The organism is Microbacterium sorbitolivorans (assembly GCF_003327285.1).
Classification (GTDB): Bacteria; Actinomycetota; Actinomycetes; order Actinomycetales; family Microbacteriaceae; genus Microbacterium; species Microbacterium sorbitolivorans.
Genome location: NZ_KZ848476.1, coordinates 136,346 through 159,852 on the forward strand (window position 1 = coordinate 136,346; position 23,507 = coordinate 159,852).

Sequence of the window (23,507 nt, forward strand, 5' to 3'; positions counted from 1 at the left end):
CACCCGGGAAATGTTGCGTCATATGCGGATGACTAGGCTGGAACCATGACGCGACGCGCAGTGGTTACGGGAGCAAGTTCCGGCATCGGCAGGGCAACGGTCGTGGCCCTCCGAAGGAGCGGATGGGACGTGCTGGGCGTCGCCCGCCGCGCCGAACGACTCGAGCAGCTCGCAGCCGAAACCGGCGCCGAGGTCTTCGCCGCCGACCTCACGAAGCAGCAAGACATCGACGCGCTCGCCGAGCGCATCGGGGCGGATCCGGTGCACTCGCTCGTGCACATCGCCGGCGGCGCCCTCGGTGCCGACCGCATCGAAGACGGCGACACCGAGCAGTGGTTGCGCATGTACGAGATGAATACGCTCTCGGCCCACCGCCTCGTCAAGGCCCTCCTGCCGAAGCTGCGCGCCACCTCGCGCGCCGAGGCCACACACGTCGACACCCTCTTCCTCACGTCGACCGCCGCCCAGGTCGCCTACCCCGGCGGCGCCGGCTACAACGCCGCCAAGGCCGGCGAGTCGATGCTCGTGAACGCGCTCCGCCAGGAGCTCGTGGGCGAGCCCATCCGCGTCATCGAGATCGCCCCTGGCATGGTGCACACCGAGGAGTTCTCGCTCGTGCGCCTCGGCGACCAGGCGAAGGCCGACGCCGTGTACGACAACGTCGAGCAGCCCTTGACGGCCGACGACGTCGCCGACGTCGTCTCCTACAGCCTCAACGCGCCCGGCCACGTTAATCTCGACCTCGTCACCGTGCGCCCCGTCGCGCAGGCCGCCCAGCACCTCGTGCACCGCGGCCCGCTCACGCCCCGCGACTGAACGATGTCGACGCGCCTCCCGGGGTTTCCTGCCGCCGGCCCCATCGACGACGGGTGGGCGGAAGCGCTCGAACCCGTCGCCGGAACGATCGCCGGGATCGGTGAGCGCCTGCGCGCCGAGCGGAAGCCGTACCTGCCGGGCGGCGACCGGATCCTCCGCGCCTTCCAGCGGCCGCTCTCAGACGTCCGCGTGCTGATCGTCGGGCAGGATCCGTACCCGACGCCCGGGCACCCCGTCGGGCTCTCGTTCTCGGTCGAGCGCGACGTGCGGCCCGTGCCGCGGAGCCTCCGCAACATCTACCAGGAGCTGCACGACGACCTTGGGCTGACGCCGCCCGAACACGGCGACCTCTCGAGCTGGGCCGATCAGGGCGTCATGCTGCTGAACCGGGTGCTCACGGTGTCGCCCGCCGAATCCGACTCGCACAAGGGGTGGGGCTGGGAGGCCGTGACCGAGCACGCCATCCGGGTGCTCGCCGCCCGCGACGCCCCGCTCGTCGCGATCCTCTGGGGAAATCCGGCGCGGAAGCTCGCGCCGCTTCTCGGATCCGCCCCGCGGATCGAGTCCGCGCACCCCTCGCCGCTCTCCGCGCGACGAGGCTTCTTCGGATCCCGGCCCTTCTCGCGGGCGAACGAGCTGCTCGCGGAACAGGGCGCCGATGCGATCGACTGGACCGTGCGGTAACGCGACACGCCGGAACCTCTGTGCAAACGCAGAGGGTTTACATAATCGTGACTTCGGGTCAGGATGGTGTGCGGGGAGGCAAATCGATGACGTCACGGCGGTCTATTCGCTCGGCTAAACGGCTCAGGCGCACGCACATCTTGTTGGGCGCGGGCCTTCTCGTCGCAACCCTCGGCACCGTCGCGGTGGCCGGCACCTTCGGCGAAGGAAACCGCGTCACGCCCCTCGCTGCGGCCGACACTCTCGTGGCAGCGCCCACCGCGACCCCCTCGCAGACTCCCGAGGCCCTGACGGGCGAGGTCGAGCACGCCCACGGCGGCGTGAGCGAAGAAGACGTGGCGGCGAGTGTCGCCGAGCTCGCGCACAGCACCTACGCCGCCTCGACGAAGGACGAGCTCGAAGACATGCGCCGCGAGGCGCGGCAGAAGTTGGTGCAGGAGGCGATCGCCAAGGGCCTGCCCATCGACCCCAAGTGGCTCGAAGACGACGCGACCCTCAGCCCCGGCAGCCTGCTCGCCTGGCCCGTCGCGCACTATACGATCAGCGACTACTTCGGCACCCGTGGCGGGCGCCACATGGGCATCGACCTCGCCGCCGCCGCGATGGAGCCCATCGGCGCCGCTGCCCCCGGCGTCGTGATCGTGTCGCAGGACTATTACTTCGGCTATGGATCCGCCGTCGTCATCCAGCACGCGGACGGCTACCAGAGCGTGTACGGCCACATGACCTACGGATCCCGCACCGTCGAGGTCGGCGACTGGGTCGAGACCGGCGACCACCTCGGCGGCGTCGGAAACACCGGCCACAGCTTCGGCAACCACCTGCACTTCGAGGTGCGCAAGAACGGCGTGCCGGTCGACCCGTACCCGCTCCTCACAGGCGGATCCGCGGCGCCGGACGAGATCAAGCCCGCCCTCCCCGTTCCGCCGGACCCGGGGCCCACCGAGCAGCCCTCGCCGAGCGAGGAGCCGACGCCGAGCGACGAGCCGTCCGAGACGCCCTCACAATCGCCGACGCCGTCCGAGACGCCTTCACAATCGCCGACGCCGTCCGAGACGCCGTCCACGAGCCCGTCGCCGAGCAAGACACCCTCGCCGAGCCCCACGAAGTCGCCGAGCCCCTCGCCGACGAAGGATCCGTCGCCGACCCCGACGAAGGACCCGACGCCGACGCAGAAGCCGACAACTCCTCCCGAGACGACGCAGCCGACCACGCCGCCAGAGACGACTCCGCCTGAAACGACGCCGCCGAGCCCGACGACGCCGCCGAGCCCGAGCACGCCTCCGGAGACGACGACCCCGTCGGCGGCGCCCACGCAGGACGCGCAGCCGACGCAGTCCGCCGAACCCTCGGCGACGCCACAGCAGACCGAGTCGGCAACGCCCGAGACCGCGGTACCCGAAACTGCGGCACCCGAGACCACGGCACCCGAAACGACGCCGCCGGCCGACGCCTCCTAGATCGTCGGGATCGCCGACAGCAGCTTCTGCGTGTAGGGGTGCGCCGGGCGCGAGAGGACCTCGCGCGTGGATCCCTGCTCGACGACCGCGCCGTCGGTCATGACGAGCACCTCGTCGCACACGTTCTGCACGACGCCGAGGTCGTGGCTCACCATGATGAGGGTGAGACCCTCGTCGCGGCGGATCGAGGCGAGCAGCTCGAGGATCTGCGCCCGCACGGTCACGTCGAGCGCGCTCAGCGGTTCGTCGCCGACGAGGATCTTCGGGCGGTGGGCGAGGGCGCGCGCGAGGGCGATGCGCTGGCGCTGACCGCCCGAGAACTCGTGCGGGTAGCGGTCGGCGGCGCCGTCGAGGCCCACGCGGGCGAGCACCTCGCGCACGCGCGCCCTCCGGTCGCCCGCCACGTCGAGCGCCCACAGCGGCTCGCCGACGATGCGGCCGACGCTCATGCGCGGGTCGAGCGAGCCGTACGGATCCTGCAGCACGACGCCCGTCAAAGCGCGCAGCCAGCGCATCTCGCGCGCCCCGGCGCGGAAGTCGACGGCGCGCTCCGCGACCTCGAGGCCGCCCGCGTCGGGCGTATCGAGCGCGAGGAGGAGGCGCGCGAGCGTCGACTTCCCGGATCCGGACTCGCCGATGATCCCGAGGCTTGATCCGGCCGCGACCTCGATGTCGGCGGGGTGCAGCGTGAACGACGCCTCGCGGCGCGAGAAGATGTCGCGGCGCGGCGCGTAGAAGGTGCGGGTGAGCCCCGAGGCGCGGAGGATCGGGTCAGTCATTCTTCCTCCAGAGCGTGGCCTTCGAGTCGCGCAGCAGGCCCTGCGTGACCCGGTGCGCGGGCGCGGTGAGGAGGCCCGCGACGGGGCCCGCCTCGACGATGCGGCCGCGCTCCATCACGACGGCGTCGGTCGCGACCTGCGCGAGCACCGCGAGGTCGTGCGTGATGAACATCAGCGAGACGCCCTTCTCGGCGACGAGCGAGCCGAGTAGCTCGAGGATGCCCTTCTGCACCGTCACGTCGAGCGCCGTGGTGGGCTCGTCGGCGATGATGAGGCTCGGCTCGGCCGCGAGCGCCGCCGCGATGCCGACGCGCTGGCGCTGCCCGCCCGAGAGCTGGTGCGGGTAGCGCCGCACGATTTCTTCCGGATCCGGCAGCCCGACCGACGCGGCGAGCCGGGCCGCGAGCGTGTGGGCGTCCGCGCCGCGCACGCCGCGGTGGATCCGCGCCGCCTCGGAGATCTGCCCGCCGACCCGGCGGATCGGGTTGAGCGCCGTGAGCGGTTCCTGGAAGACCATGCCGATCTCGGATCCGCGGATCTCGGCGAGCTCGCGGTCCGGGATCCCGAGGATCTCGCGGCCGTCCCAGGTGACGGATCCGGTCGCGCGGGCGCCGCGGGGGAGGAGCCCCACGACGGCGAGCGCCGTGAGCGACTTGCCGGATCCGGACTCGCCGATGATGCCGACGCGGGATCCGCTCGGCACGTCGAACGAGACGCCGTCGACGACGCGGGAGCCGCCGATGTCGATGCGGAGGTCGCGGACGCTGAGACTCATGCGCTGGCCTCCGAACGGGAGCGGGTGAGCGTGGGATCGGTCGCGTCGCGGAGCGCATCGCCGAGCAGGTTGAGCGACAGCACCGTGAGGGTGATGGCGAGGCCCGGCCACACGACGCTCAGCGGGTGGATCGCGACGTACGACTGCAGCTGGCTGAGCAGCAGGCCCCAGCTGGGCTGGGTCACGGGGGCGCCGAAGCCGAGGAACGACAGGCCCGCCTCGGCGAGCACCGCCGCTGCCATCGACCACGACAGCTGCACGATGAAGACGGGCGCGGCGTTCGGCAGCAGGTGCCGGACGAGGATCTGACCGCTCGTGAGGCCGTTCGCGCGGGCGGCGAGGATGAACTCCGCGCGCCCGATGCGGCGTAGCTCGCCGCGGGCGACGCGGGCGATGTTGACGCCGTAGCCGATGCCGACCGACCAGATCACGACCCAGAGCGAGCCACCCCAGACCGCGGCGACCATCATCGCGATGAGGAGGACGGGGAAGGCGATGAGGATGTCGACCGCGACCGCGACCGCCTCGCGCACGGGGCGGGCCGTCAGGGCGCCGAGCGCCGCGAGGGCGACGCCCACGGTGACGGCGACGACGCTCGCGCCGACGGCGACGACGACGGTCGAGCGCGCGCCCGCCATGAGCAGCGAGAGGATGTCTCGGCCCGTGCCGTCGGTGCCGAGCAGGTGCGGCCAGCTGGGGCCCGTCCACGCGGAGTACGCGTCGGCACGGGCCGGGTCGAACGGCGTCCAGACGAGCGACACCGCGGCGATCGCGAGGATCGAGGTGGCGACGAGGGCCGCGGCGCGGCCGGTCGGGATCCGCCAGAGGTTTCGGAGGGCGGTCATGCGTGCTCCCTCAATCGCGGGTCGATTGCGTGGTGGACGAGGTCGACGACGAAGCCCGTGACGAGCACGAACGCCGTCAGCGCGAGCAGCTCGCCCTGCACCATCGTGAGATCGCGGGCGCCCACATCGGCGACGAGCATGCGCCCGATGCCGGGGAGCGAGAAGACCTGCTCGACGACGACAGCGCCGACCATGATGCCCGCGATCTGCACGCCGAGCACCGTGATGATCGACAGGCCCACGGCGGGGAGGCCGTGGCGCACGAGCGCGCTATTGCGGGTCAGGCCCTTGGCCGCTGCGGTGCGCACGAAGTCCTCGCCCATCGCCGAGAGCGTCGCGCTGCGCACGAGGCGCATGAGCAGGGCGCCCTCGACGACGCCGATCGTGACGGCCGGCAGGACGAGCGCGCGCAGGGCGGCGATCGGATCCCGCCAGCCGGCGCGCGGGAAGCCCTGCGCGGGTAGCCAGTCGAGCCCGACCGCGAAGACGACGATGAGCATCAGGCCCGCCCACACCACGGGGACCGCCGCGAGCAGCTGCGCGACGACGTTCAGCGCGGCGCCCGCGGCGCGGTCGCGGCGCTGGGCGCCGACGATGCCGAGCGGAATCGCGATCGCGAGCGCGATGACGAGCGAGAGGATCCCGAGCGGGACCGTCACGCGCGCCTTCTGCGCGAGTTGATCGGCGACGGGGGATCCGGTGACGAGGGAGGAGCCGAGGTCGCCCGTGAACACGCCGCCGATCCAGTCGCCGTACTGGGCGAGGAGCGAGCGGTCGAGCCCGAGATCGCTGCGGATCGCGGCGACCTGCGCGGCCGTACCGTCGGATCCGGCGATCATCTGCGCGACGTCTCCGGGGAGGACCCGGAGCGCCGCGAAGATGAGCACGCTGGAGGCGATCAGACCCAGCGCGAGCAGCAGGATCCGCGTGAGGGCGTATCGGATCACGTCACTCGGCGAGCGTCACGCCCGCGAGCTTCAGGCGCGTCGAGGTCGCGGCCGTGGGGAAGCCCTCGACGCCCGGCGCGGTCGCGATGATGTCGGCGCGGGTGAAGAGCCAATCGGCCGGGGCCTGCTCGGCGACGACGCGCGCGGCCTCTGCGAGGAGCTTCGCCGACGCGTCGGTGTCGGTCTGGCGCATCGCGTCGGCGTAGAGGTCCTGCACCTCGGCGAGGGCGTCGGCGTCGGTGAGCGAGTAGTAGTAGTCGGGGTTCGACCACGAGTCGAAGTCGCGCGGCTCGACGTGGTTGACGAAGCTCAGCTGGTAGTCGCGGTTCGTGTAGACGTCGTTGAGCCAGGCCGAGAACTCGACGGTGTCGACCTTGAGGGTCACGCCGATGTCCTTGAACATCGACACGAGGAGCGACGAGAGCTGCGAGTCATACACATTCGGGAATGTCAGCGTCAGCGTGAGGTCGCTCACGCCCGCCTCCGCGAGCAGCGCGCGGGCGCCCTCGGGGTCGAAGCTCGTCGTGTCGGAGAGATCCTCGTAGCCGGGGTCGAGGCGCGGGATCGGGCCGAACTGGGTCTGGCCGGCGCCGACGGTCGCGAGGATTGCGTCGTGGTCGATCGCCATGCGCAGCGCCTGGCGCACCCGCAGGTCGCTGAGGGCGTCGTCCTTGCCGTTGAAGGCGAGAATGAACTTGTCGGTCGTCTCGCCCTGCGTGACGGTGAAGTCGTCCTCCAGCTGCGGGATGAGGTCGGCGTTCACGCCCGTGAGCACGTCGAGCGTGCCGTCGAGGCCCGCGTTGACGAGCGCGTTGGCGTCGGGGATGTAGTGCAGCACGACCTCGTCGGTGCCGGCGGGCTCGCCCCAGTAGTCGTCGTAGCGCTCGAGCGAGATGCTGTCCTTCTGGATCCACTCGCCGAGCGTGAAGGGGCCCGTGCCGTTCTCCGCCGTCTTGAGGTCGGTCTCGTCGCCGCTCTTGAACACGAGCCCGCCCGGTCCCGTGAGCAGGAATAGGAAGTTGATGTTCGGCTCGGCGAGCGTCACGACGACGGTCGAGTCGTCGGGCGCCGCGATGTCCTGGATCGCGGCGAGGTCCTTCGCGCCCGTGTTCGACTCGTCGTTCTTCGTGTCGGTGAGGCTCGTGACGACGTCGTCGGCCGTCATGGCGGATCCGTCGTGGAACGTCACGCCGTCCTGCAGGGTGAAGGTATAGGTGAGGCCGTCGTCCGAGATCTGCCACTCGCTCGCGAGCGCCGGGACGACCTCGCCGCCCTCGCCGCGGGTGACGAGGCCCTCGTAGACGTTGTCGACGAGCGCCTGCTCGAGCGCGGCGCCCGAGGTGTGGCGGATGTCGAGGTTGCTCGGCTCGAGCACGAGACCGACGTCGAGCGTCGTGTCTGCGGATCCGCCGGATCCACCGGCGCAGCCGGCGAGAACGAGGACGCCCGCGAGGGCGGCGGCGGGGAGGATGCGACTGGCGCGAGACATCGGTCAGTTCCTTCCGGGGAGGCTCGCCCGCACCGAGTGCGCGAGGTCGAGGTGGCTGGTTTCTTGCACGTTGTGAGGGGCGTCTAGGACGATCGCCTCGTTCTCGGGGCGCGCGGCCGCGAAGTCGCGGATCCGCTCGGGCGAGAGGAAGCCGTGGGAGCCGGCGATGAGGGTGACGGGGACCTCGATAGATGCGAGTGCCCGCGCGTCGCGGTCGTCGTCGATCTCGACGGGGCTGTCATCCGGCGCCGAGTTCGAGAAGATGCGTGCCATGTGGTGCTTCCACTCGACGACGCCGTCGCCGCGGGTGCGGGTGTTGAGGATGACGCTGCGGCGTGCCTTCTCGCGCTCGCCGCCGAGGCCGAACGAGACCGCGTGGTCGAGCACATCGTCGACCGAGGCGAACTCGAGCCGCTCGTAGAAGGGCGCGAGCGCGGAGCGCCCGACCCCGCCGATGCCCGGCAGGATGTCGACGAGCGTGAGGTGCGAGACGAGATCGGGGCGGCGGGCGGCGACGTGGATCGCGGTGAGTCCGCCGAGCGAGTGGCCGACGAGGGACACCGGGGCCTGCGCCCAGTGCTCGATCGCGCGGATCACCGCGTCGGCATTGGTCTCGGGGGAGTAGTCGGCGTCGTCGCGCCAGGGCGAGTCGCCGTGGCCCGGCAGATCGATCGCGAGGGCGGGCTCGCCGAGGTCGATGATCGTCCGATCCCACGTGTGCGCGTTGAGGCCGGCGCCGTGCACGAAGACCGCGCGCGGGCGGTCGTCGCCGAAGACAAGGGCGCTGAGAACGAGGGATCCGTCGAGCGCGAGCTGCTCTCGGCGTACGGTGGGAACTGCGGCGTGCTGGTCGCGAGCGTCGTCGATCAAAAACGCGAACTCGTCGAGAGCTGCAGGTGCGGTCACGGGGTGTCCTTCTGGAGGGTTTGCGGCAAGGCCCATTCTGAGGCCCCACGCGGGCCGCCGCGAAACTCAGCGAAAAAGTGCACAACTATTTTTGTCACAATCCATCACTGTGTTCATATTTTTGAACGCAGATTTGGCATATTGATTTTTGGGTCATTTTTGGACGACGGCCGATAGGGTTCGAACATGACCGAACAGCGTGTGCATTTGGCCAAGAGCGCGATGGACGTCTATCGCTCTCTCGAGGCGTTCTCGAAGCAGGTCGGAGCGGTGTGCCGGGAGAACGGCGTCGACGACCGCCTGAAGGAGCTCGTGCAGCTGCGCTGCTCGCAGATCAACGGCTGCGCCTACTGCATGCGCGTGCACGTCGAGCGCGCCGAGAAGGCGGGCATCACGATGGACGAGCTCGGCCAGCTCTCGACCTGGCGCGAGTCCGGCGTCTTCACCGAGCGCGAGCGCGCGGCGCTCGAGCTCGCCGAGGCACACACGCTCATTCACGCCGACGGCATCTCCGACGACGTCTACAACCGGGTCGGATCCGTGCTGACGGAGGAGGAGTACGTCGCGATCAGCTGGACGGCGATCTCGATCAATGCTTTCAACCGGCTGACGATTGCCGGTCGATACCCCGTGCCGCCCCTCCAGGGTTAGGCAAGCCTTCACTAATGGGCGTATCATGGTCTCACCATGACTTCACGCCCCGACTTCGCAGCCCACGACGACAGCTCCTGTCGCTCGCGCCGGCACGCGCGCGCCCAGTACCTCATCGTCGCCGACGAGCGGTCGCTCGCCGAGCTCGAGCTGGCGCTCGTGGCGCTGCCGATCTGCGCGTCGGGCCGCGTGTTCATCGAGGTTCCGGACGCGTCGTGGATCGGCACGCTGCAGGCCCCGCCGCGCATGAGCGTCACGTGGCTCGACCGCTCGGTTCGCCGCGGCGAGGTGGGAAGCGCGGAGCTGTGCCGCCCCGGCCAGGCCATGACCCGCGCCGCGATCGCCTACGCCGACGAGGTACTGTGCGACGACGACGCGTGCGAGACGAACGTCACGCTCCTCGCGGGCTACGTCGCGACGGCCGACATCGTCGAGCACCTGACGACCCGCCGCGGCATTGACCGCGAGTCGATCACGGTCACCGAGGCACTCTCGCACTACGTGTAAGGCGCCTCACGCCTTCGCGAGTGCCCCGATGATCCGCAGGATCGTGCCCATGTCGGTCACGCCCGCGTCTGCCGAGCGCGGCGCGAAGCCCGCGAGCGAGGCGCCCGCGATGGGTAGCTGATCGCGGATCGCCGCGATCGCTTCGACGAGGGCCGCGGGCTCGAGGCCGAACGGCTGCGGAGCGGAGACGCCCTCGATGTGGGCCGGGTCGAGCACGTCGAGGTCGACGTGCACGTACACCCGCCGGGCGCCCGTCGCCGCGAGGGCCTCGCCGAGCTCGGCGATCTCCGCCGCGCGCACGCCGGCGTCGTGAACGAAGATCTCCTCCGCGATGTCGAGGTCGCGCGAGCCCACCATCACGATGCTCTCCGGGGCGACGGATCCCGCCGCGAGCGCGAGGCCCTCGGGTGCCTCGCCGAGCACTGCGCGTAGCGCCATGCTCGCGTACGCGCCGGTGGGCGAGGTCTCGGGCGTATGGAGGCCGCCGCGCGCGCTGAACCAGACGATCGCGAGATCGCCGGAAGAGCCGGCCGCGTGCGCGATCGCGGGGACCGCGACGCCGCTATCGCCGCCGATGACGACGAGGCGCTCGCCGGGGAACGCCTCGAGCTCCTCGCGGGTGTGCAGGGCCACGCGGCGGAGCGTGCTCGCGCGCAGCACCCCCGTGTCGAGGCTCTCGCCCGCCTCAACGGGCACGTCGACGCGGTGACAGGCCGAGCTCGGCAGGTCGCCCGCGATGAGTTCGGCGCCATCGATGAGACTCATGGCGCGGGGCGACGGCGAGCCCTGCCACTGCGGAACGACGATGAAACGAGCCATGAGACGATCTTCTCTCTTTCTGGGGTGAAAGAAGAAGAGGCACCGGGGAAACCCCCGGTGCCTCTTCGGAACCGCTTACGCCTCGAGGGCGCCCGCGTTGCCCGACTTGAGGGCGGCGAGGCGGGCCTCGACCTCGGTCAGCTCACCGATGTCTTCGAGCGACTCGAACTGCGCGTCGAGGCTCGAGGCGGCGAGCTCGGCCTTGCCGGCGGCGAGGGCCTCCTGGCGGCGCACCTTCTCCTCGAAGCGACCGAGCTCGCTCGTCGGGTCCATGACGTCGATCGACTTGACGGCGTCGTGCACCTTGTTCTGCGCCTCGGCGAGCTTGGCGCGCGACGCGAGCTCGCTCTGCTTGGCCTTGAGCTGCGTGAGCTTCTGCTTCATGCCGTCGAGGCCGCCCTTGAGCTTGTCGACGACCTGCTGCTGCTGCGTGATCTGCGGCTCGACGGCCTTGATCTCGTTCTCGGTCTGCACCTGGCGCTGGATCGCGACCTTGGCGAGGTTGTCGAACTTGTCGGCACCGGCGGCGTCGCCGGCGGCGCGAAGCTCGTCACCCTTGCGGCTGGCGGCGATGGCCTTGTTGCCCCACTCGGCCGCGGCGGTGCGGTCCTCGGCCGTGTCGCGCTCGAGAAGGCGCAGCTGACCGATCGTCTCGGCGATGGCCGACTCGGCCTCGGCGATGTTGTTGGTGTAGTCGCGGATCAGCTGGTCGATCATCTTCTGCGGGTCTTCGGCCTGGTCGATCAGGGCGTTGACGTTCGCGCGGATGAGGGTCGAGATGCGACCGAAGATGGACTGCTTGCTCATGATGAGTGCCTTTCAGGGGTGCGGTGGATGTTGGGGGAAGTATGCCGGAGGAAGGTTAAGAATTGGGTTCGAACCTAGAAGCGGCGGCCGCCGCCCGAGCGCGAGCGGGATCCGCCACCGCCGCCGGACCGGCCGCGGGATCCGCCGCCGAATGAGCCGCCGCGCGAGCCGCCGAAGCTCGAGCGCGACGAGCCGCCCCAACCGGATCCGCGGCGCGAGCCGCCGGACAGCGAGCCGCCGATCAGGCCGCCGATGATGCCGCCGACGATCTGCTCGCCGATGCCCGACGAGGAGCCCTGCGAATAGGAAGCGGGCGCCTCGTACGCGCCGATATCGGCGCGGGCGCTCTTCGACGCGCTCAGCGCGTATTGCAGCCCGCGCTGGGCCGCCGCGAGGGCCGCGGTCGGGTCGGACTCGCGCTGAGCGATGGCCGAGTTGATCTCGCCCTGGGCCTGGCTGAGCGACATGCGGGCCTCGGCGCCGACGGCGCCGCGGCGGGTGTTCACGAGGGTCTCGGCCGATTGTAACTGGCCCATCGCCTGCCGTAGCGTCTGGTCGAGCTGCGCGGCCGCGCGGCGTCGCGCCTCCTCGGCGGCGCGGGCGCTCTCGAGGATCTGGTCCATCTGCGTGTTGGCGTTCGTGAGCGCCTCGAACACGAGCAGGGGAGTGCGCTCGCTGCCGGACAGGTTCGTGCGCGCCTGCTCGATGTGGGTGCGGGTCGCCTGGATCGCGCGGGTGAGCGAACCGTCGTTGTCGGTGAGCCCCTGCGCCTGCGCGATGTCGTTCTCGAGGTCGGCGATCGTCGCCCGCGCGTCCTTCTCGGCCTCGGCGAATCGCTTCTGCAGGCCCGTGACGGCCGACACGAGCTCGTCGACCTGCCCGAGCGCCTGCTCGGCCTCGTGGAGGTCGAGTGCGGCCGAGCCCGAGTCGCCCTGCGCGACGTGGTCGCGGGCCTCGGCGAGGCGCGCGTCGACGAATTGCAGGCGGCTGGCGGCCTCGTCGTCGTTGTCGTCGACGTCGTCGAGCACCGGGGCGGCGTAGGTCTGGCGCAGGCGGGCGATCTCTGCCGTGATGCGCTCGGGGCCGTCGGCGGCGCTCGCGCGCCGCGCCGTGAGCTGCTCGAGCACCTGCGGCGCGTTCTTCTCGATCGCGCGCAGCTGCTCGAAGCCCTCGGCCTTTTCGTCGAGGTCGGCGTCGGCCGTCTCGAGCAGCTGGATGATCTCGGAGTACATCGCGTGCTGCTCTTCGAGGGTCTCGGGGGTGCGGTCGTCGAGCTGCTGCTGCAGCGTGAACGAGCGGTTGAGCGCCTGGCGGGCGTTCGTCACGGCGGTCTCGTACTCGCCGACGGCCTCGGATCCGAACTGCGCGGTCGCGAAGCCCATCTCCTGCTCGGCGGTGCGCAGCGAGTCGTCCATCTCGAGCAGCAGGCCCGTGGCCTGCGTGCGGAACTTCTCGACCTCGGCCGCGAGCGTCTCGCGGGCCTCCTGCTCGCCGCGGCGCCTCTTGGCCTTCTTCGCCGCGGAGACCGCGACGATGACGATGGCCGCCACGACGACGACGCCGCCGAGCACGTACCAGATCGTGTAACTCGGCTTGACCTGCTGCGCCATCTCGTCGGCCGCGAGGTCGACGGCGCCGGCCCAGTCGTTGTCGCCGAGGGCCGTGCCCGCGGCGTCCTCGATCGCGACGAGCTTCGACTCGGCGAGCCCACCGTTCAGGGGCTTCGCGAGGTACAGCTGCCTGCCCTCGGTCGAGATCGCGAGGAGGTACTGGTCGTTTCCGAGGCCGTTGAGGTCGGCCGTCGCGTTCGCCCAATCGCCCGAGGCGGAGGGCGACTCGAAGTTCGACACATACACGACCCACAGGTCGAGGCCCGTCTCGTCTTTCAGCGCGTCGAGGCGCGCGTCTGCCGCCTGCTCTTCCGCGTCGCTCAGGACATCCGCGCCGTCGTAGACGTACGAATCGCCCAGCCGCGGCGGCTCCTCGGCGTGGGCGGCGAGCGGGGCAAGCGCCAGCACCGATCCCAGCCCGAGCGCGGCGAGTAGGTGTGTGATCCGTCTGCGCATGGGTCCCCCTTCGGATGCCTGTGAAAACGATCCTAGAGAAAAGCGGCGACAAACGAATAGTTCGGCGCGTCACGGATCCACGTACTCTGGGGGAGATGGTCGAAGACAGGTATGGATCCGATGTGCTCGCCGGGAATTGGCGGGCCGCGGGCAAGAAGGTATCGAAGCCGGTCGCGGCCGAGATCGACCTCGTTGTCGAGGTCGCGGGTGACGGCTGGTGCGGCGCGATTACGCGCGTCGAGGCGGGCAACGTCGAGCTCGAAGACTGGAAGGGCCGCCGCCGTCAGTTCCCGCTCGGCGCGGGCTTCCTCATCGATGGCGAGCCCGTCATCCTGCAGAAGGCGCTCGCGAAGCAGCAGGGCCGCACGCGCACGGCCTCCGGATCCTTCGTCGCCGCCGACGACCGCGCGAAGGTCGCGCTGCCGAGCCGCATCCTCGTCGAGGGCAAGCACGACGCCGAACTCGTCGAGAAGGTGTGGGGCGCCGACCTCCGGGCCGAGGGCGTCGCGGTCGAGTTCCTGCAGGGCCTCGACCTGCTCGAAGACCTCCTCGAGGTCGAGCCGCCGAGCGCGAAGCGCCGGTATGGCGTGCTCGTCGACCACCTGGTTTCCGGATCCAAGGAGGAGCGGATCGCGCGGAAGATCCTCGCGGGCCGCCACGGCGCGCACCTGAAGATCGTGGGCCACCCGTTCGTCGACGTGTGGCAGTGCGTGAAGCCCCAGGCCATGGGCATCCCGGCCTGGCCCGTGGTTCCGCGCGGCCAGGATTGGAAGACCGGCATCTGCCGGGGCCTCGGCTGGCCCGCCGAGTCGAAGGAAGACATCGGCATCGCGTGGCAGCGGATCCTGTCGCGCGTCACGACCTTCCGCGACCTCGAGCCGGCCCTCCTCGGCCGCGTCGAGGAGCTCATCGACTTCGTCACCGTCGGTGAATAGTCAGTGGTCGCCCGTACGCTTGACGCTATGACCGAACCCGGCACCCAGCGCAAGGGCACACTCTCGTTCGTTCGCCGCAACGGCCGCATCTCCGACGCGCAGGAGCGCGCGTGGCGCGAGCTCGCGCCCACCTACGTCGTCGACGTGCCGCGCGACGTCGCGGAAACGAGCGTGCACCCCGACGCGCGCATCGCGCCCGCCGACGAGTTCGGCCGCACGGCGCCGTTCGTGATCGAGGTCGGCACCGGCCAGGGCCACGCGATCCTGCACGCCGCCACCGAGAACCCCGACACCAACTTCCTGGGCGTCGAGGTCTACCACGGCGGCCTCGCCCGCACGATGCTCGAGGCCGAGAAGAACGGCCTGACCAACATCCGCCTCATCGAGGCCAACGCCCCCGAGGTCATGCAGACGCTGCTGCCCGAGGGCTCGGCCGACGAGGTGCGCATCTTCTTCCCGGATCCGTGGCACAAGAAGCGCCACAACAAGCGCCGCATGATCAGCCCCGGTTTCGGCGCGGTCGTCGGCCGCGTGCTGCGCGACGGCGGCCTGTTGCGCCTCGCGACCGACTGGGAGGACTACGCGCTGCAGATGCGCGAGGTCATGGACGCCGAGCCCGAGTTCGAGCGGGTCTTCGAGGGCGAGTGGGACGAGCGGTTCGCCGGCCGCCCCATGACGGCCTTCGAGAAGAAGGGCCTCGACAAGGGCCGCGACATCCGCGACCTCACCTACCGCCGCGTCGCGCGCTAATCGATGACGCGCGTCCGGGGCACAGGCGGCATGCCGCCTGCCTCGGCGTGCCCGGAAGCGCACCTCAAGGCGCGTGAGGCGCGCGCGGCCTTCGTGCGCCGCGGCACCGCGGCCTCGATCGTCACGACGATGCTCGTCGCGGTCTCCCACACGGTGGGAGGCGGCCCCGCGCCCGCGCCGTCGATCGTCTTCGGCATGATGGTGCTGCTCATCGCGCCCTCGGCCCTGCTGCTGCGCGCGCCCGTGCCCCGCAGGTTCCGCGCGCGGCGCACCGGCGGGCTCGCCCGCATCGCGCTCACGACGATCGCGGCCCAGCTGGCGTTCCACGCCGCGTTCTCGGCGCTCGGCGACCCGCTCGAGGGCAGCTCCGTCGTCGGCGGTCACCACCACGGCGCCATCGTCCTGAGCGGCGGCGCCCCGCACGTCGAGGATCCCGGCATGTTCGCCGCGCACGCCGTCGCGGCGCTCACGACGATCGCGATCCTCGCGTACGGCGAGAGCGTGATCCGGCGGGGCGCGCGCTGGATCCGCCGCGCCGCGCGCGTGTTCGCGCCCGCGGCACCCCTCCGGCGGATCCCGCGGGTGCTCGCCTCCGCGCGCCTGCGGATCCGCGAGGTGGCGTCGTGGACGCCGCCCGTCGGGCTTCGCGGCCCGCCCGTTTTCTCCTGAGAAACACCATCCGACCGGTCACCGACCGGTGCTTTTCGCATGCATTCACAGGAGAAAAAATGAAGAAGAACAACAAGCTCGCCCAGGGCCTCGCCGCCACCGCTCTCGCCGCGGGCCTCGTGCTCGCACCCGCCGCCGCGTTCGCGCACGTGAGCGTGGACCCGTCGACCGAGCCGCTCGCGGGCGAGTCGACGACGCTCACCTTCGGCGTCAACCACGGCTGCGACGGCTCGCCGACGACGAAGGTCGCCGTCTCGATCCCCGAGGGACTGAGCGGCGTGCACCCCATCGCCGACGCGGGCTGGACGATCGAGGTCGAGCGCGCCGGTGACGCCGGCCGCGTGTCGACGGTGACCTACACGGCGGTCGACCCGCTGCCGTCGGACATCCGCGGCGAGGTGAAGATGCTAGTGGGCTTCGCCGACGACGCGGCGGGAGAGCTCGTCTTCCCCGTCGAGCAGACGTGCGAGGCCGGATCCACGTCGTGGTCCGAGGTCGCCGAGGCGGGCCAGGACGCGCACGACCTCGAGGCCCCGGCCCCGACGCTCGCGATGGCGACGCCGACGGCCGAGCCCGAGGCGGTCGACGAGGGCCCCGGCGCGCTCGAGATCGCGGGCTACGCCGCCTCCGGCGCGGCGCTCGTGATCGCGCTCGTGTCGCTCGGCATGGTCGTCGCGGCGCGCCGCCGCTAACCCGCGCGACGCACCCGGGAGTTTTCCTGGACGAGGCGGGCCGCGCGCGCTGATAAGCTCGTGTGGTCCGCCTCTGTAGCTCAGGGGATAGAGCGCTGGTTTCCGGTACCAAAGGTCGGGGGTTCGATTCCCTCCAGGGGCGCGGATATGTGAAGAGGGGATGGCCGTCAGGTCATCCCCTCTTTTTCATCGGAAGGGCGTCCCATGGCAGAGAACATTCCGGTCGTCGTCGGCGACGCGGGCGCGGGCGACGGATCCGGCGCGGTCTGGCGGCTCGAGCCGGGCGAGCGCACGCTCGACGCGAACGTGATCCACCTGCCAGCGGGCGACGGCATCGCCGAGCACGCGGGGCCCGAGCTCGACGTGCTGATCCACGTGATCGAGGGCGGAGGCGTCCTCGCTACCGAGGGCGGCGACATCGCGCTCGTGCCGGGCGCGCTCGTGTGGCTGCCGAAGCGGTCGCGTCGCGCGTTCACGGCGGGGGAGGAAGGCCTGCGCTACCTCTCGATTCACCAGCGCAAGCCGCGGGTGGGGCTGAGCCTGAGGCGCGCGTAGCGCGGGCTATTCCTCGACCGCGACGAATGGGCTCAGCAGGTCGAGCTGGCTGAGGTCGGCCGCGAGGCGTTCGGCGAGGTAGGCGTGGCCCGCGTCGGACGGGTGGTTGGCGGCCGACGCGTCGATGTAGTCGCCGATGTTGTCGTCGGTGAGCCAGCCCTCGGCGATCGGAGAGATGTAGTCGAGGCCCTCGTCGGCCGCGAGCTGCGAGAGCGCCTCGTCGATCTTCTCGACGTTTTCCTCGATCGGGAGCACGCTCGGCGCGGGGCCGAGGACGACGAGATCGGCGTCGGGGTAGGTGTGCTCGAACGCCTGCCACACGGCCTTCGCCGCGCGGGGGAGCGCCGAGAGCGACTCGCCACGGTCGTTGATCGAGCCCTGCACGACGATGATGTCGGGCTCGAGATCCGGGTCGAGCTCGGCGACGCGCGTGCCGTAGAAGCCGCCGTTCTGGCCGGGGTGCAGGTAGCCGCTGCCGTTCTCGCCGATCGCGTCCACGTCCCAGCCGAGGATCTCGCCCGTGAGGTGCGGGTAGGCGTGCGCCGCGTCGGTCGCCGCGAGCCCATACGTCCACGAGTCGCCGAAGACGAGCATGAGGGGCACCGGATCCGGTGTCGGGGTCGGGCTCGCGGTCGTCGGCACCTGCCAGCGGGCGGTCGCCTCGGCGTCGGACAGGGGCGTGGACGCGCAGGCGGTGAGCGCGCCCAGCACCGTCACGACGCCGCAGAGCGCGGTCGCGGAGCGGATCACACGAGGCATCCCTCCAGCGTATTCGGTCGCACCGCGCGCCCGTGCCTCGCGCGCCCGCGCGGGCAAGATCGGGTGCCGTGCAGGATCCGGGGCCGGTCGCCACTAGAATTAACGATCTATGAACCCTGATGCCCTCGCCACAGTCCTGCTGACCGTTCTCGACGCCGTCGCAGAACAGCGACGCCCGGGCGAGCCGCTCGGCGCGACCGCCGCCGACATCACGGTCGAGCGACCCAAGAACCGCGACCATGGCGACTGGGCGACGAACGTCGCCATGAAGTTCGCGAAGAAGCTCGGAACCAACCCGCGCGAGCTCGCGCAGCAGATCGCCGACGAGCTCGGATCCGTCGACGGCATCGCGTCGGTCGACGTCGCCGGCCCCGGCTTCATCAACGTGCGCCTCGACGCCGCGGCCGCGGGCGCGCTCGCGAAGACCATCGTCGAGGCGGGCGAGCAGTACGGCCGCAACGACTCGCAGGCCGGCAACAGCATCAACCTCGAGTTCGTGAGCGGCAACCCCACGGGCCCGCTGCACATCGGCCACACCCGCTGGGCCGCGCTCGGCGACTCGATGGGCCGCCTCCTCGAGGCCTCCGGCGCCCACGTCGCCCGCGAGTACTACATCAACGACGCCGGCGCGCAGATGGACCGCTTCGGCGCGAGCGTGCTTGCCGCCATCACGGGCGCCGAGGCCCCCGAAGACGGTTACAAGGGCGCCTACGTCGACGACCTCGGCAAGCGCGTCGTCGCCGCCCACCCGGACATCCTGGGCGCCGAGAACCCGCAGGACGCCGTGCGCGACGCCGCGTACGAGATCCAGCTCGCCGACATTCAGGAGTCGCTCGCGAAGTTCAACGTGCACTTCGACGTATGGTTCTCGGAGCGCGAGCTGCACGCCGGCGACCCGAGCCTCATCGACCAGGCCGTCGAGCGCCTGCGCGAGCAGGGCCACGTCTACGACGCCGACGACGCCGTGTGGGTCAAGACGACCGACTTCGGCGACGACAAGGATCGCGTGATCCGCCGCGGCAACGGCATCTACACCTACTTCGCCGCCGACGCCGCCTACTACCTCAACAAGGGCGACCGCGGCTTCAAGCACAAGATCTACCTGCTCGGCGCCGACCACCACGGCTACGTGCACCGCCTTAAGGCGCTCGCCGGATCCGCGGGAGACGACCCCGAAAAGGACATCGAGGTGCTCATCGGCCAGCTCGTGTCCGTCAACGGCGCCCGCCTGTCCAAGCGCGCCGGCAACATCATCGAGCTCGACGACCTGCGCGACTGGATCGGCACCGACGCCCTGCGTTACTCGCTCGAGCGCTCGCCGGCCGACTCGCCGCTGTCGCTGGATCCGGAGCTGCTGCAGAAGCGCACGAACGACAACCCCGTCTTCTACGTGCAGTACGCGCACGCCCGCACGCACAACGTCGGCCGCAACGCCGCCGATGCCGGCGTGACGCGCGACACCTTCGCGCCCGAGCTGCTCGAGCACGAGACCGAGGCCGCGCTCCTCGGCGCGCTCCAGGAGTTCCCGCGCATCGTCGCGTTCGCCGCCGAGGTGCGCGAGCCGCACCGCGTCGCGCGCTACCTCGAGGAGCTCGCGGGCCTGTACCACCGCTGGTACGACAACTGCCGCGTCACCCCCAAGGGCGACGAGGAGATCCAGCCCGTGCACGGCACCCGCCTGTGGCTGAACGACGCCACCGGCCAGGTGCTCCGCAACGGCCTGTCCCTGCTCGGCGTGAGCGCGCCCGAGCGAATGTAACGACCCGCACGCCTACGACGAGGAATGTGATCACACCCATGAATCCGCTCGCGCCCGCCTGGCTTACCGAGCCCGACGACGCCAACGATCTCGCCCCCCTGGTGTGGCCCGACTCGATCAAGCGCACCAAGAAGGGTGAGCTCTCGGTCGGGGGGATGAAGGCGAGCAAGATCGTCGAGGCCTTCGGCACGCCGATCATGGTCCTCGACGAGCAGCACGTTCGCGAGCGCGCCGAGCGCACCCGCCGCGCGTTCGAGGCGGCGGCCGCCCGGCACGACGGATCCGCCCGCGTGTACTACGCCGGCAAGGCGTTCCTCACGACCGAGATCGCGCGCTGGATGATCCAGGCCGGCCTGAACGTCGACGTCTGCTCGCGCGGTGAGCTCGAGACGGCGCTCGCCGCGGGCGTGCCCGCCGATCGCATCGGCTTCCACGGCAACAACAAGAGCGTCTCGGAGCTCGAGCGCGCCATCGACGTCGGCCTCGGCACGATCGTCGTCGACTCGCCCATCGAGATCGAGCGGATCAGCGCGATCGCCGAGCGCCTCGGCACCTCGCAGCGCGTGCTCGTCCGGGTGCGCAGCGGCGTCCACGCCGACACCCACGACTTCCTCGCGACGGCGCACGAAGACCAGAAGTTCGGATTCTCGCTCGAGGAGGCCGAGAGCGCGGTCGCGCGGATCCGTGAGCTCCCGTCGGTCGAGTTCGTCGGCCTGCACTGCCACATCGGCTCGCAGATCTTCGGCGTCAGCGGCTTCCGCGAGTCGGCGTCGCGCGTGCTCGAGCTGCACGAGCGCCTGCTCGAGGGCGGGCCCGTGCCGCTCATGAACCTCGGCGGCGGCTTCGGCATCGCCTACACCCGCGTCGACACCCCCGCCGAGATCGAGGATCTCGCCGACGGCATCGTCGACGCCGTCGCGAACGAGTGCGCGGCGCGCGGCATCGAGATGCCCGCCCTCGCGTTCGAGCCCGGCCGCTCGATCATCGGATCCGCCGGCATCACGCTGTACGAGGTCGGCACGACGAAGCCCGTGACGGTAGAGACGGACGACGGATCCGCCGATCGCCTCTACGTCGCGGTCGATGGCGGCATGAGCGACAACGTGCGCCCCGCCCTTTACGGCGCGCAGTACTCGGCGCGCATCGCGTCGCGCGCCTCCGACGCCGCCCCGGCGCTCGCGCGCGTCGTCGGCATGCACTGCGAGTCGGGCGACATCGTCGTCGACAACGAATACCTGCCGGGCGACATCGTCCCGGGCGACCTCGTCGCCGTCGCCTCGACGGGCGCCTACTCGGCGGCCATGGCGAGCAACTACAACCACGTTCCGCGCCCCGCCGTCATCGCGGTGCGCGACGGCGAGGCCCGCGTGATTCTGCGCGGCGAGACGATCAACGATCTTCTCGCACGCGACACCGGAATCACCGAGGGCCTCGACCGCTAGCCCCCTGCACCCTTCGAGGGAGAAGAATGATCGATCACCGTACGCTGCGAGTAGCGCTGCTGGGCGCCGGATCGGTGGGCGCGCAGGTCGCGCGCCTGCTCATCGAGCATGCTGACGAATTGGAAGAGCGCGCGGGTGCGCGCCTCGAGCTCGCCGGCATCGCCGTGCGCAACATCGACGCGCAGCGCGACGTCGAGCTGCCCCGCGAGCTGTTCACGACCGACGCGAGCGACCTGATCGTCGGCAGCGACATCGTGATCGAGCTGATGGGCGGCATCGAACCGGCCCGCAGCTACATCCTCGAGGCGCTGCAGTCGGGCGCCGACGTCGTCACGGGTAACAAGGCCCTCATCGCGACGCACGGAGCCGAGATTTTCGACACCGCCGACCAGGTCGGCGCGTCGGTCTCCTACGAGGCCGCCGTCGCCGGCGCGATCCCGATCGTGCGCCCGCTGAAGGATTCGCTCGCGGGCGATATCGTCACGCGCATCTTCGGCATCGTCAACGGCACAACGAACTACATCCTCGACCGCATGGACAAGGAGGGCGCCGACTTCGACGCCGTCCTCGCCGACGCGCAGGCGCTGGGCTACGCCGAGGCCGACCCGACGGCCGACGTCGAGGGCCACGACGCCGCGCAGAAGGCCGCGATCCTCGCGAGCCTCGCCTTCCACACCGACGTTCCGCTCGAGAAGGTGCACTGCGAGGGCATCACGAGCATCGACGCCGCGGCGATCGACAACGCCAAGAAGGCCGGCTACGTCATCAAGCTTCTCGCCACGTGCGAGCGCCTCCCGGGCGGCGACGACATCTCGGTGCGCGTCTACCCAGCGCTGATCGGCCGTGACCACCCGCTCGCGAGCGTGCACGGCGGCAACAACGCCGTCTACGTCGAGGCCGAGGCCGCCGGCCCCCTCATGTTCTACGGCGCGGGCGCCGGCGGGGTGCAGACGGCATCCGCCATCCTCGGCGACGTCGTGTCGGCGGCGCGCCGCCACGTCGCCGGCGGCGGCGGGGTCGGCGAATCGGCCCGCGGCGTGCACCAGATCGCCGAGATCGGCCGCATCACCACGCGCTACCAGATCACGCTCGACGTGGTCGACGAGCCGGGCGTGCTCGCGACGGTCGCCGGGATCCTCGCCGGCGGCGGCGTCTCGATCGCGACCTTCGAGCAGACCGAGACCGAGTCGGGCGCCCGCCTCGTGATCGGCACGCACCGCGCGCTCGAGAAGTCGCTGCGCGAGACCGTCGAGCAGCTCGGCGCGAGCGACGTCGTCGACGGCGTCGTCACCGTCCTCCGCGTGGAGGGCGAGTGAGCGCCGCCGTGCGCACCGTCGAGGTGCGCGTACCGGCGACGAGCGCGAACCTCGGCCCCGGTTTCGACACGCTGGGCCTCGCCCTCAGCGTCTACGACGAGCTGGAGGTCTCGGCCCTCGACGGCCCCGAGATCGACATCGCGGTCGAGGGCACCGGCGCGGCCGAGATCCCGACCGACGAGTCCAACCTGATCCTGCGCACGATCCGCTACGCGTACGAGGCCGTGGGCCGCAAGGCCCCCGGCATCCGGATCCGCGCGCGCAACGGGATCCCTCACGGGCGCGGTCTCGGATCCAGCGGATCCGCCGTCGTCGCGGGCCTCCTCGCGGCCAAGGGCCTGCTCGAGGGCGTCGCGGCGTTCAGCGACGCCGACCTGCTGCGCCTCGCAACCGAGATCGAGGGCCACCCCGATAACGTCGCGCCGGCGCTCTTCGGCGGCCTGACGATCGCGTGGACCGACGACGAGACGCCCTGGCACAAGAAGCTGCTGGTGCACCGCGGTGTCTCGCCGCTCGTCTTCGTGCCGGACCGCACGATGTCGACGTCGACGGCGCGCAGCGTGCTGGATCCGGCGGTCTCGCGCGAGGACGCCGTCTTCAACGTGTCGCGCTCGGCGCTGCTGATCGCCGCGCTCACCCAGAGCCCCGACCTGCTGATGGCCGCGACGGAAGACCGCCTGCACCAGAACAGCCGCGCCGCCGCGATGCCCGAGACCGACAAGCTCGTGCGCCTGCTGCGCGCCGCGGGCTTCGCCGCCGTCGTTTCGGGCGCGGGCCCCAGCGTTCTCGTGCTCGCAGACGGCCCCGGCCGACGCCTCGAGGCCCTCGCGGTCGCCGAGGAACACACGTCGGGATCGTGGCAGCCGCTGATGCTCGCCGTCGACTTCCTCGGTGGTACAGTAAAGGCATCAGCGGAGGGTGCCTCGTCGCACGAACTCTGAACCTCCGTCGCAATTCTGCGAAGCCCCGCACGGTCATCCGACGGGATGCGTTCTCGCGTAACGCCCGGATGGTCGGCCTGCTATCTGCATGCCGACGTCGCAATATCTCCTGTGCGCATGGGCTCTGACAGCACATCA

The 23,507-nt window shown here is 70.9% G+C and carries 24 protein-coding genes and 1 tRNA gene; 15 read left to right on the plus strand and 10 right to left on the minus strand.

Annotated features, from left to right (window positions below; translation table 11 throughout):
- Positions 1 to 45: 45 nt before the first annotated feature.
- The 3 genes from DTO57_RS12135 to DTO57_RS12145 all read left to right on the plus strand — a co-directional run bounded on the left by DTO57_RS12135 (position 46) and on the right by DTO57_RS12145 (position 2,960).
- Complete coding sequence (locus DTO57_RS12135) at positions 46 to 816, plus strand: SDR family oxidoreductase (RefSeq protein WP_114118494.1); 771 nt, start codon at positions 46 to 48, stop codon at positions 814 to 816.
- Between the two features lie 3 nt (positions 817 to 819).
- A complete protein-coding gene (locus tag DTO57_RS12140) occupies positions 820 to 1,500 on the plus strand; it encodes a uracil-DNA glycosylase (RefSeq protein ID WP_114118495.1) in 681 nt (226 codons plus the stop codon).
- A 143-nt stretch (positions 1,501 to 1,643) separates the two neighbouring features.
- A complete protein-coding gene (locus DTO57_RS12145; RefSeq protein ID WP_162785766.1) occupies positions 1,644 to 2,960 on the plus strand; it encodes a M23 family metallopeptidase in 1,317 nt (438 codons plus the stop codon).
- On the opposite strand, the gene DTO57_RS12150 is transcribed toward DTO57_RS12145, so the two are convergent.
- From DTO57_RS12150 to DTO57_RS12175, 6 genes are read right to left on the minus strand one after another with little or no spacing between them, the layout of a single operon-like run.
- A complete protein-coding gene (locus DTO57_RS12150) occupies positions 2,957 to 3,739 on the minus strand; it encodes an ATP-binding cassette domain-containing protein (RefSeq protein WP_114118497.1) in 783 nt (260 codons plus the stop codon). The two genes, DTO57_RS12145 and DTO57_RS12150, sit on opposite strands and share 4 nt — an antisense overlap.
- Positions 3,732 to 4,514, minus strand: coding sequence for an ABC transporter ATP-binding protein (locus DTO57_RS12155; protein WP_114118498.1), 783 nt, complete (start codon positions 4,512 to 4,514; stop codon positions 3,732 to 3,734). The genes DTO57_RS12150 and DTO57_RS12155 overlap by 8 nt, the downstream gene beginning before the upstream one ends.
- Positions 4,511 to 5,359, minus strand: a complete 849-nt coding sequence (locus DTO57_RS12160) for an ABC transporter permease (protein ID WP_114118499.1) — start codon at positions 5,357 to 5,359, stop codon at positions 4,511 to 4,513. Before DTO57_RS12160 ends, DTO57_RS12155 begins: the two co-directional genes overlap by 4 nt.
- A complete protein-coding gene (locus DTO57_RS12165) occupies positions 5,356 to 6,306 on the minus strand; it encodes an ABC transporter permease (RefSeq protein ID WP_114118500.1) in 951 nt (316 codons plus the stop codon). The genes DTO57_RS12160 and DTO57_RS12165 overlap by 4 nt, the downstream gene beginning before the upstream one ends.
- 1 nt (position 6,307) lies before the next feature.
- Entirely contained in the window at positions 6,308 to 7,795 is a 1,488-nt protein-coding gene (locus DTO57_RS12170; RefSeq protein WP_114118501.1) for an ABC transporter substrate-binding protein, read from the minus strand.
- 3 nt (positions 7,796 to 7,798) lie between these two features.
- Entirely contained in the window at positions 7,799 to 8,701 is a 903-nt protein-coding gene (locus DTO57_RS12175; protein WP_162785767.1) for an alpha/beta fold hydrolase, read from the minus strand.
- Between the two features lie 186 nt (positions 8,702 to 8,887).
- Here DTO57_RS12175 and DTO57_RS12180 point away from each other — a divergent pair, with 186 nt between their 5' ends.
- Together DTO57_RS12180 and DTO57_RS12185 are read left to right on the plus strand one after the other, a co-directional pair.
- Positions 8,888 to 9,352, plus strand: coding sequence for a carboxymuconolactone decarboxylase family protein (locus DTO57_RS12180; protein ID WP_114118503.1), 465 nt, complete (start codon positions 8,888 to 8,890; stop codon positions 9,350 to 9,352).
- Positions 9,353 to 9,388: 36 nt separating this feature from the next.
- Positions 9,389 to 9,859: an SIP domain-containing protein gene (locus DTO57_RS12185; RefSeq protein ID WP_114118504.1), complete on the plus strand. Its 471-nt coding sequence runs from the start codon at positions 9,389 to 9,391 to the stop codon at positions 9,857 to 9,859.
- 6 nt (positions 9,860 to 9,865) lie between these two features.
- On the opposite strand, the gene DTO57_RS12190 is transcribed toward DTO57_RS12185, so the two are convergent.
- From DTO57_RS12190 to DTO57_RS12200, 3 genes are all read right to left on the minus strand, one after another.
- Positions 9,866 to 10,678 (minus strand): arginase family protein, encoded by an 813-nt coding sequence (locus tag DTO57_RS12190; RefSeq protein ID WP_114118505.1) that lies wholly within the window; start codon positions 10,676 to 10,678, stop codon positions 9,866 to 9,868.
- A 75-nt stretch (positions 10,679 to 10,753) separates the two neighbouring features.
- Positions 10,754 to 11,485, minus strand: a complete 732-nt coding sequence (locus DTO57_RS12195) for a PspA/IM30 family protein (protein ID WP_114118506.1) — start codon at positions 11,483 to 11,485, stop codon at positions 10,754 to 10,756.
- Positions 11,486 to 11,559: 74 nt separating this feature from the next.
- Positions 11,560 to 13,551 carry a TPM domain-containing protein gene (locus DTO57_RS12200; RefSeq protein WP_114118507.1) on the minus strand — a complete coding sequence of 664 codons (1,992 nt, stop codon included), beginning with the start codon at positions 13,549 to 13,551 and terminating at the stop codon, positions 11,560 to 11,562.
- Positions 13,552 to 13,646: 95 nt separating this feature from the next.
- Between DTO57_RS12200 and DTO57_RS12205 the strand changes: the two genes are divergently transcribed.
- The 6 genes from DTO57_RS12205 (at position 13,647) to DTO57_RS12230 (ending at position 17,152) form a co-directional block, all read left to right on the plus strand.
- Positions 13,647 to 14,486, plus strand: coding sequence for a DUF3097 family protein (locus DTO57_RS12205; RefSeq protein ID WP_114118508.1), 840 nt, complete (start codon positions 13,647 to 13,649; stop codon positions 14,484 to 14,486).
- Positions 14,487 to 14,513: 27 nt separating this feature from the next.
- Complete coding sequence (trmB, locus tag DTO57_RS12210; protein WP_114118509.1) at positions 14,514 to 15,236, plus strand: tRNA (guanosine(46)-N7)-methyltransferase TrmB; 723 nt, start codon at positions 14,514 to 14,516, stop codon at positions 15,234 to 15,236.
- Between the two features lie 30 nt (positions 15,237 to 15,266).
- The gene (locus DTO57_RS12215; protein WP_114118510.1) at positions 15,267 to 15,905 is read left to right on the plus strand and encodes a hypothetical protein; all 639 of its coding nucleotides are present in this window, start codon (positions 15,267 to 15,269) and stop codon (positions 15,903 to 15,905) included.
- A 59-nt stretch (positions 15,906 to 15,964) separates the two neighbouring features.
- Entirely contained in the window at positions 15,965 to 16,597 is a 633-nt protein-coding gene (locus DTO57_RS12220) for a YcnI family copper-binding membrane protein (protein ID WP_114118511.1), read from the plus strand.
- A gap of 69 nt (positions 16,598 to 16,666) precedes the next feature.
- Positions 16,667 to 16,739, plus strand: a tRNA-Arg gene (locus tag DTO57_RS12225).
- Positions 16,740 to 16,801: 62 nt separating this feature from the next.
- On the plus strand, positions 16,802 to 17,152 hold the full coding sequence (locus DTO57_RS12230) for a cupin domain-containing protein (RefSeq protein ID WP_114118512.1): 351 nt from the start codon (positions 16,802 to 16,804) through the stop codon (positions 17,150 to 17,152).
- 6 nt (positions 17,153 to 17,158) lie between these two features.
- Here DTO57_RS12230 and DTO57_RS12235 read toward each other — a convergent pair whose 3' ends face one another.
- Complete coding sequence (locus tag DTO57_RS12235) at positions 17,159 to 17,911, minus strand: SGNH/GDSL hydrolase family protein (protein ID WP_114118513.1); 753 nt, start codon at positions 17,909 to 17,911, stop codon at positions 17,159 to 17,161.
- A 109-nt stretch (positions 17,912 to 18,020) separates the two neighbouring features.
- On the opposite strand from DTO57_RS12235, the gene argS reads away from it, so the two are divergent.
- The 4 genes from argS to thrB are packed head-to-tail and all read left to right on the plus strand — an operon-like array spanning position 18,021 to position 23,369.
- On the plus strand, positions 18,021 to 19,670 hold the full coding sequence (gene argS / locus DTO57_RS12240) for an arginine--tRNA ligase (RefSeq protein WP_114118514.1): 1,650 nt from the start codon (positions 18,021 to 18,023) through the stop codon (positions 19,668 to 19,670).
- A gap of 38 nt (positions 19,671 to 19,708) precedes the next feature.
- On the plus strand, positions 19,709 to 21,112 hold the full coding sequence (gene lysA, locus DTO57_RS12245) for a diaminopimelate decarboxylase (protein WP_114118515.1): 1,404 nt from the start codon (positions 19,709 to 19,711) through the stop codon (positions 21,110 to 21,112).
- Positions 21,113 to 21,138: 26 nt separating this feature from the next.
- Complete coding sequence (locus DTO57_RS12250; RefSeq protein ID WP_114118516.1) at positions 21,139 to 22,428, plus strand: homoserine dehydrogenase; 1,290 nt, start codon at positions 21,139 to 21,141, stop codon at positions 22,426 to 22,428.
- On the plus strand, positions 22,425 to 23,369 hold the full coding sequence (gene thrB / locus DTO57_RS12255) for a homoserine kinase (protein WP_114118517.1): 945 nt from the start codon (positions 22,425 to 22,427) through the stop codon (positions 23,367 to 23,369). Before DTO57_RS12250 ends, thrB begins: the two co-directional genes overlap by 4 nt.
- Positions 23,370 to 23,507: the final 138 nt, after the last annotated feature.

Bases quoted from the DNA above. Each gene is read 5' to 3' on its own strand.
- DTO57_RS12250 (WP_114118516.1), top strand. From the start codon at position 21,139: ATGATCGATCACCGTACGCTGCGAGTAGCGCTGCTGGGCGCCGGATCG.
- DTO57_RS12215 (WP_114118510.1), top strand. From the start codon at position 15,267: ATGCCGCCTGCCTCGGCGTGCCCGGAAGCGCACCTCAAGGCGCGTGAG.
- DTO57_RS12135 (WP_114118494.1), top strand. From the start codon at position 46: ATGACGCGACGCGCAGTGGTTACGGGAGCAAGTTCCGGCATCGGCAGG.
- DTO57_RS12185 (WP_114118504.1), top strand. From the start codon at position 9,389: ATGACTTCACGCCCCGACTTCGCAGCCCACGACGACAGCTCCTGTCGC.
- trmB (WP_114118509.1), top strand. From the start codon at position 14,514: ATGACCGAACCCGGCACCCAGCGCAAGGGCACACTCTCGTTCGTTCGC.
- DTO57_RS12200 (WP_114118507.1), bottom strand. From the start codon at position 13,551: ATGCGCAGACGGATCACACACCTACTCGCCGCGCTCGGGCTGGGATCG.
- DTO57_RS12160 (WP_114118499.1), bottom strand. From the start codon at position 5,359: ATGACCGCCCTCCGAAACCTCTGGCGGATCCCGACCGGCCGCGCCGCG.
- DTO57_RS12150 (WP_114118497.1), bottom strand. From the start codon at position 3,739: ATGACTGACCCGATCCTCCGCGCCTCGGGGCTCACCCGCACCTTCTAC.
- DTO57_RS12180 (WP_114118503.1), top strand. From the start codon at position 8,888: ATGACCGAACAGCGTGTGCATTTGGCCAAGAGCGCGATGGACGTCTAT.
- argS (WP_114118514.1), top strand. From the start codon at position 18,021: ATGAACCCTGATGCCCTCGCCACAGTCCTGCTGACCGTTCTCGACGCC.
- DTO57_RS12220 (WP_114118511.1), top strand. From the start codon at position 15,965: ATGAAGAAGAACAACAAGCTCGCCCAGGGCCTCGCCGCCACCGCTCTC.
- lysA (WP_114118515.1), top strand. From the start codon at position 19,709: ATGAATCCGCTCGCGCCCGCCTGGCTTACCGAGCCCGACGACGCCAAC.
- DTO57_RS12140 (WP_114118495.1), top strand. From the start codon at position 820: ATGTCGACGCGCCTCCCGGGGTTTCCTGCCGCCGGCCCCATCGACGAC.
- DTO57_RS12230 (WP_114118512.1), top strand. From the start codon at position 16,802: ATGGCAGAGAACATTCCGGTCGTCGTCGGCGACGCGGGCGCGGGCGAC.
- DTO57_RS12190 (WP_114118505.1), bottom strand. From the start codon at position 10,678: ATGGCTCGTTTCATCGTCGTTCCGCAGTGGCAGGGCTCGCCGTCGCCC.
- DTO57_RS12205 (WP_114118508.1), top strand. From the start codon at position 13,647: ATGGTCGAAGACAGGTATGGATCCGATGTGCTCGCCGGGAATTGGCGG.
- DTO57_RS12170 (WP_114118501.1), bottom strand. From the start codon at position 7,795: ATGTCTCGCGCCAGTCGCATCCTCCCCGCCGCCGCCCTCGCGGGCGTC.
- DTO57_RS12155 (WP_114118498.1), bottom strand. From the start codon at position 4,514: ATGAGTCTCAGCGTCCGCGACCTCCGCATCGACATCGGCGGCTCCCGC.
- DTO57_RS12235 (WP_114118513.1), bottom strand. From the start codon at position 17,911: ATGCCTCGTGTGATCCGCTCCGCGACCGCGCTCTGCGGCGTCGTGACG.
- DTO57_RS12195 (WP_114118506.1), bottom strand. From the start codon at position 11,485: ATGAGCAAGCAGTCCATCTTCGGTCGCATCTCGACCCTCATCCGCGCG.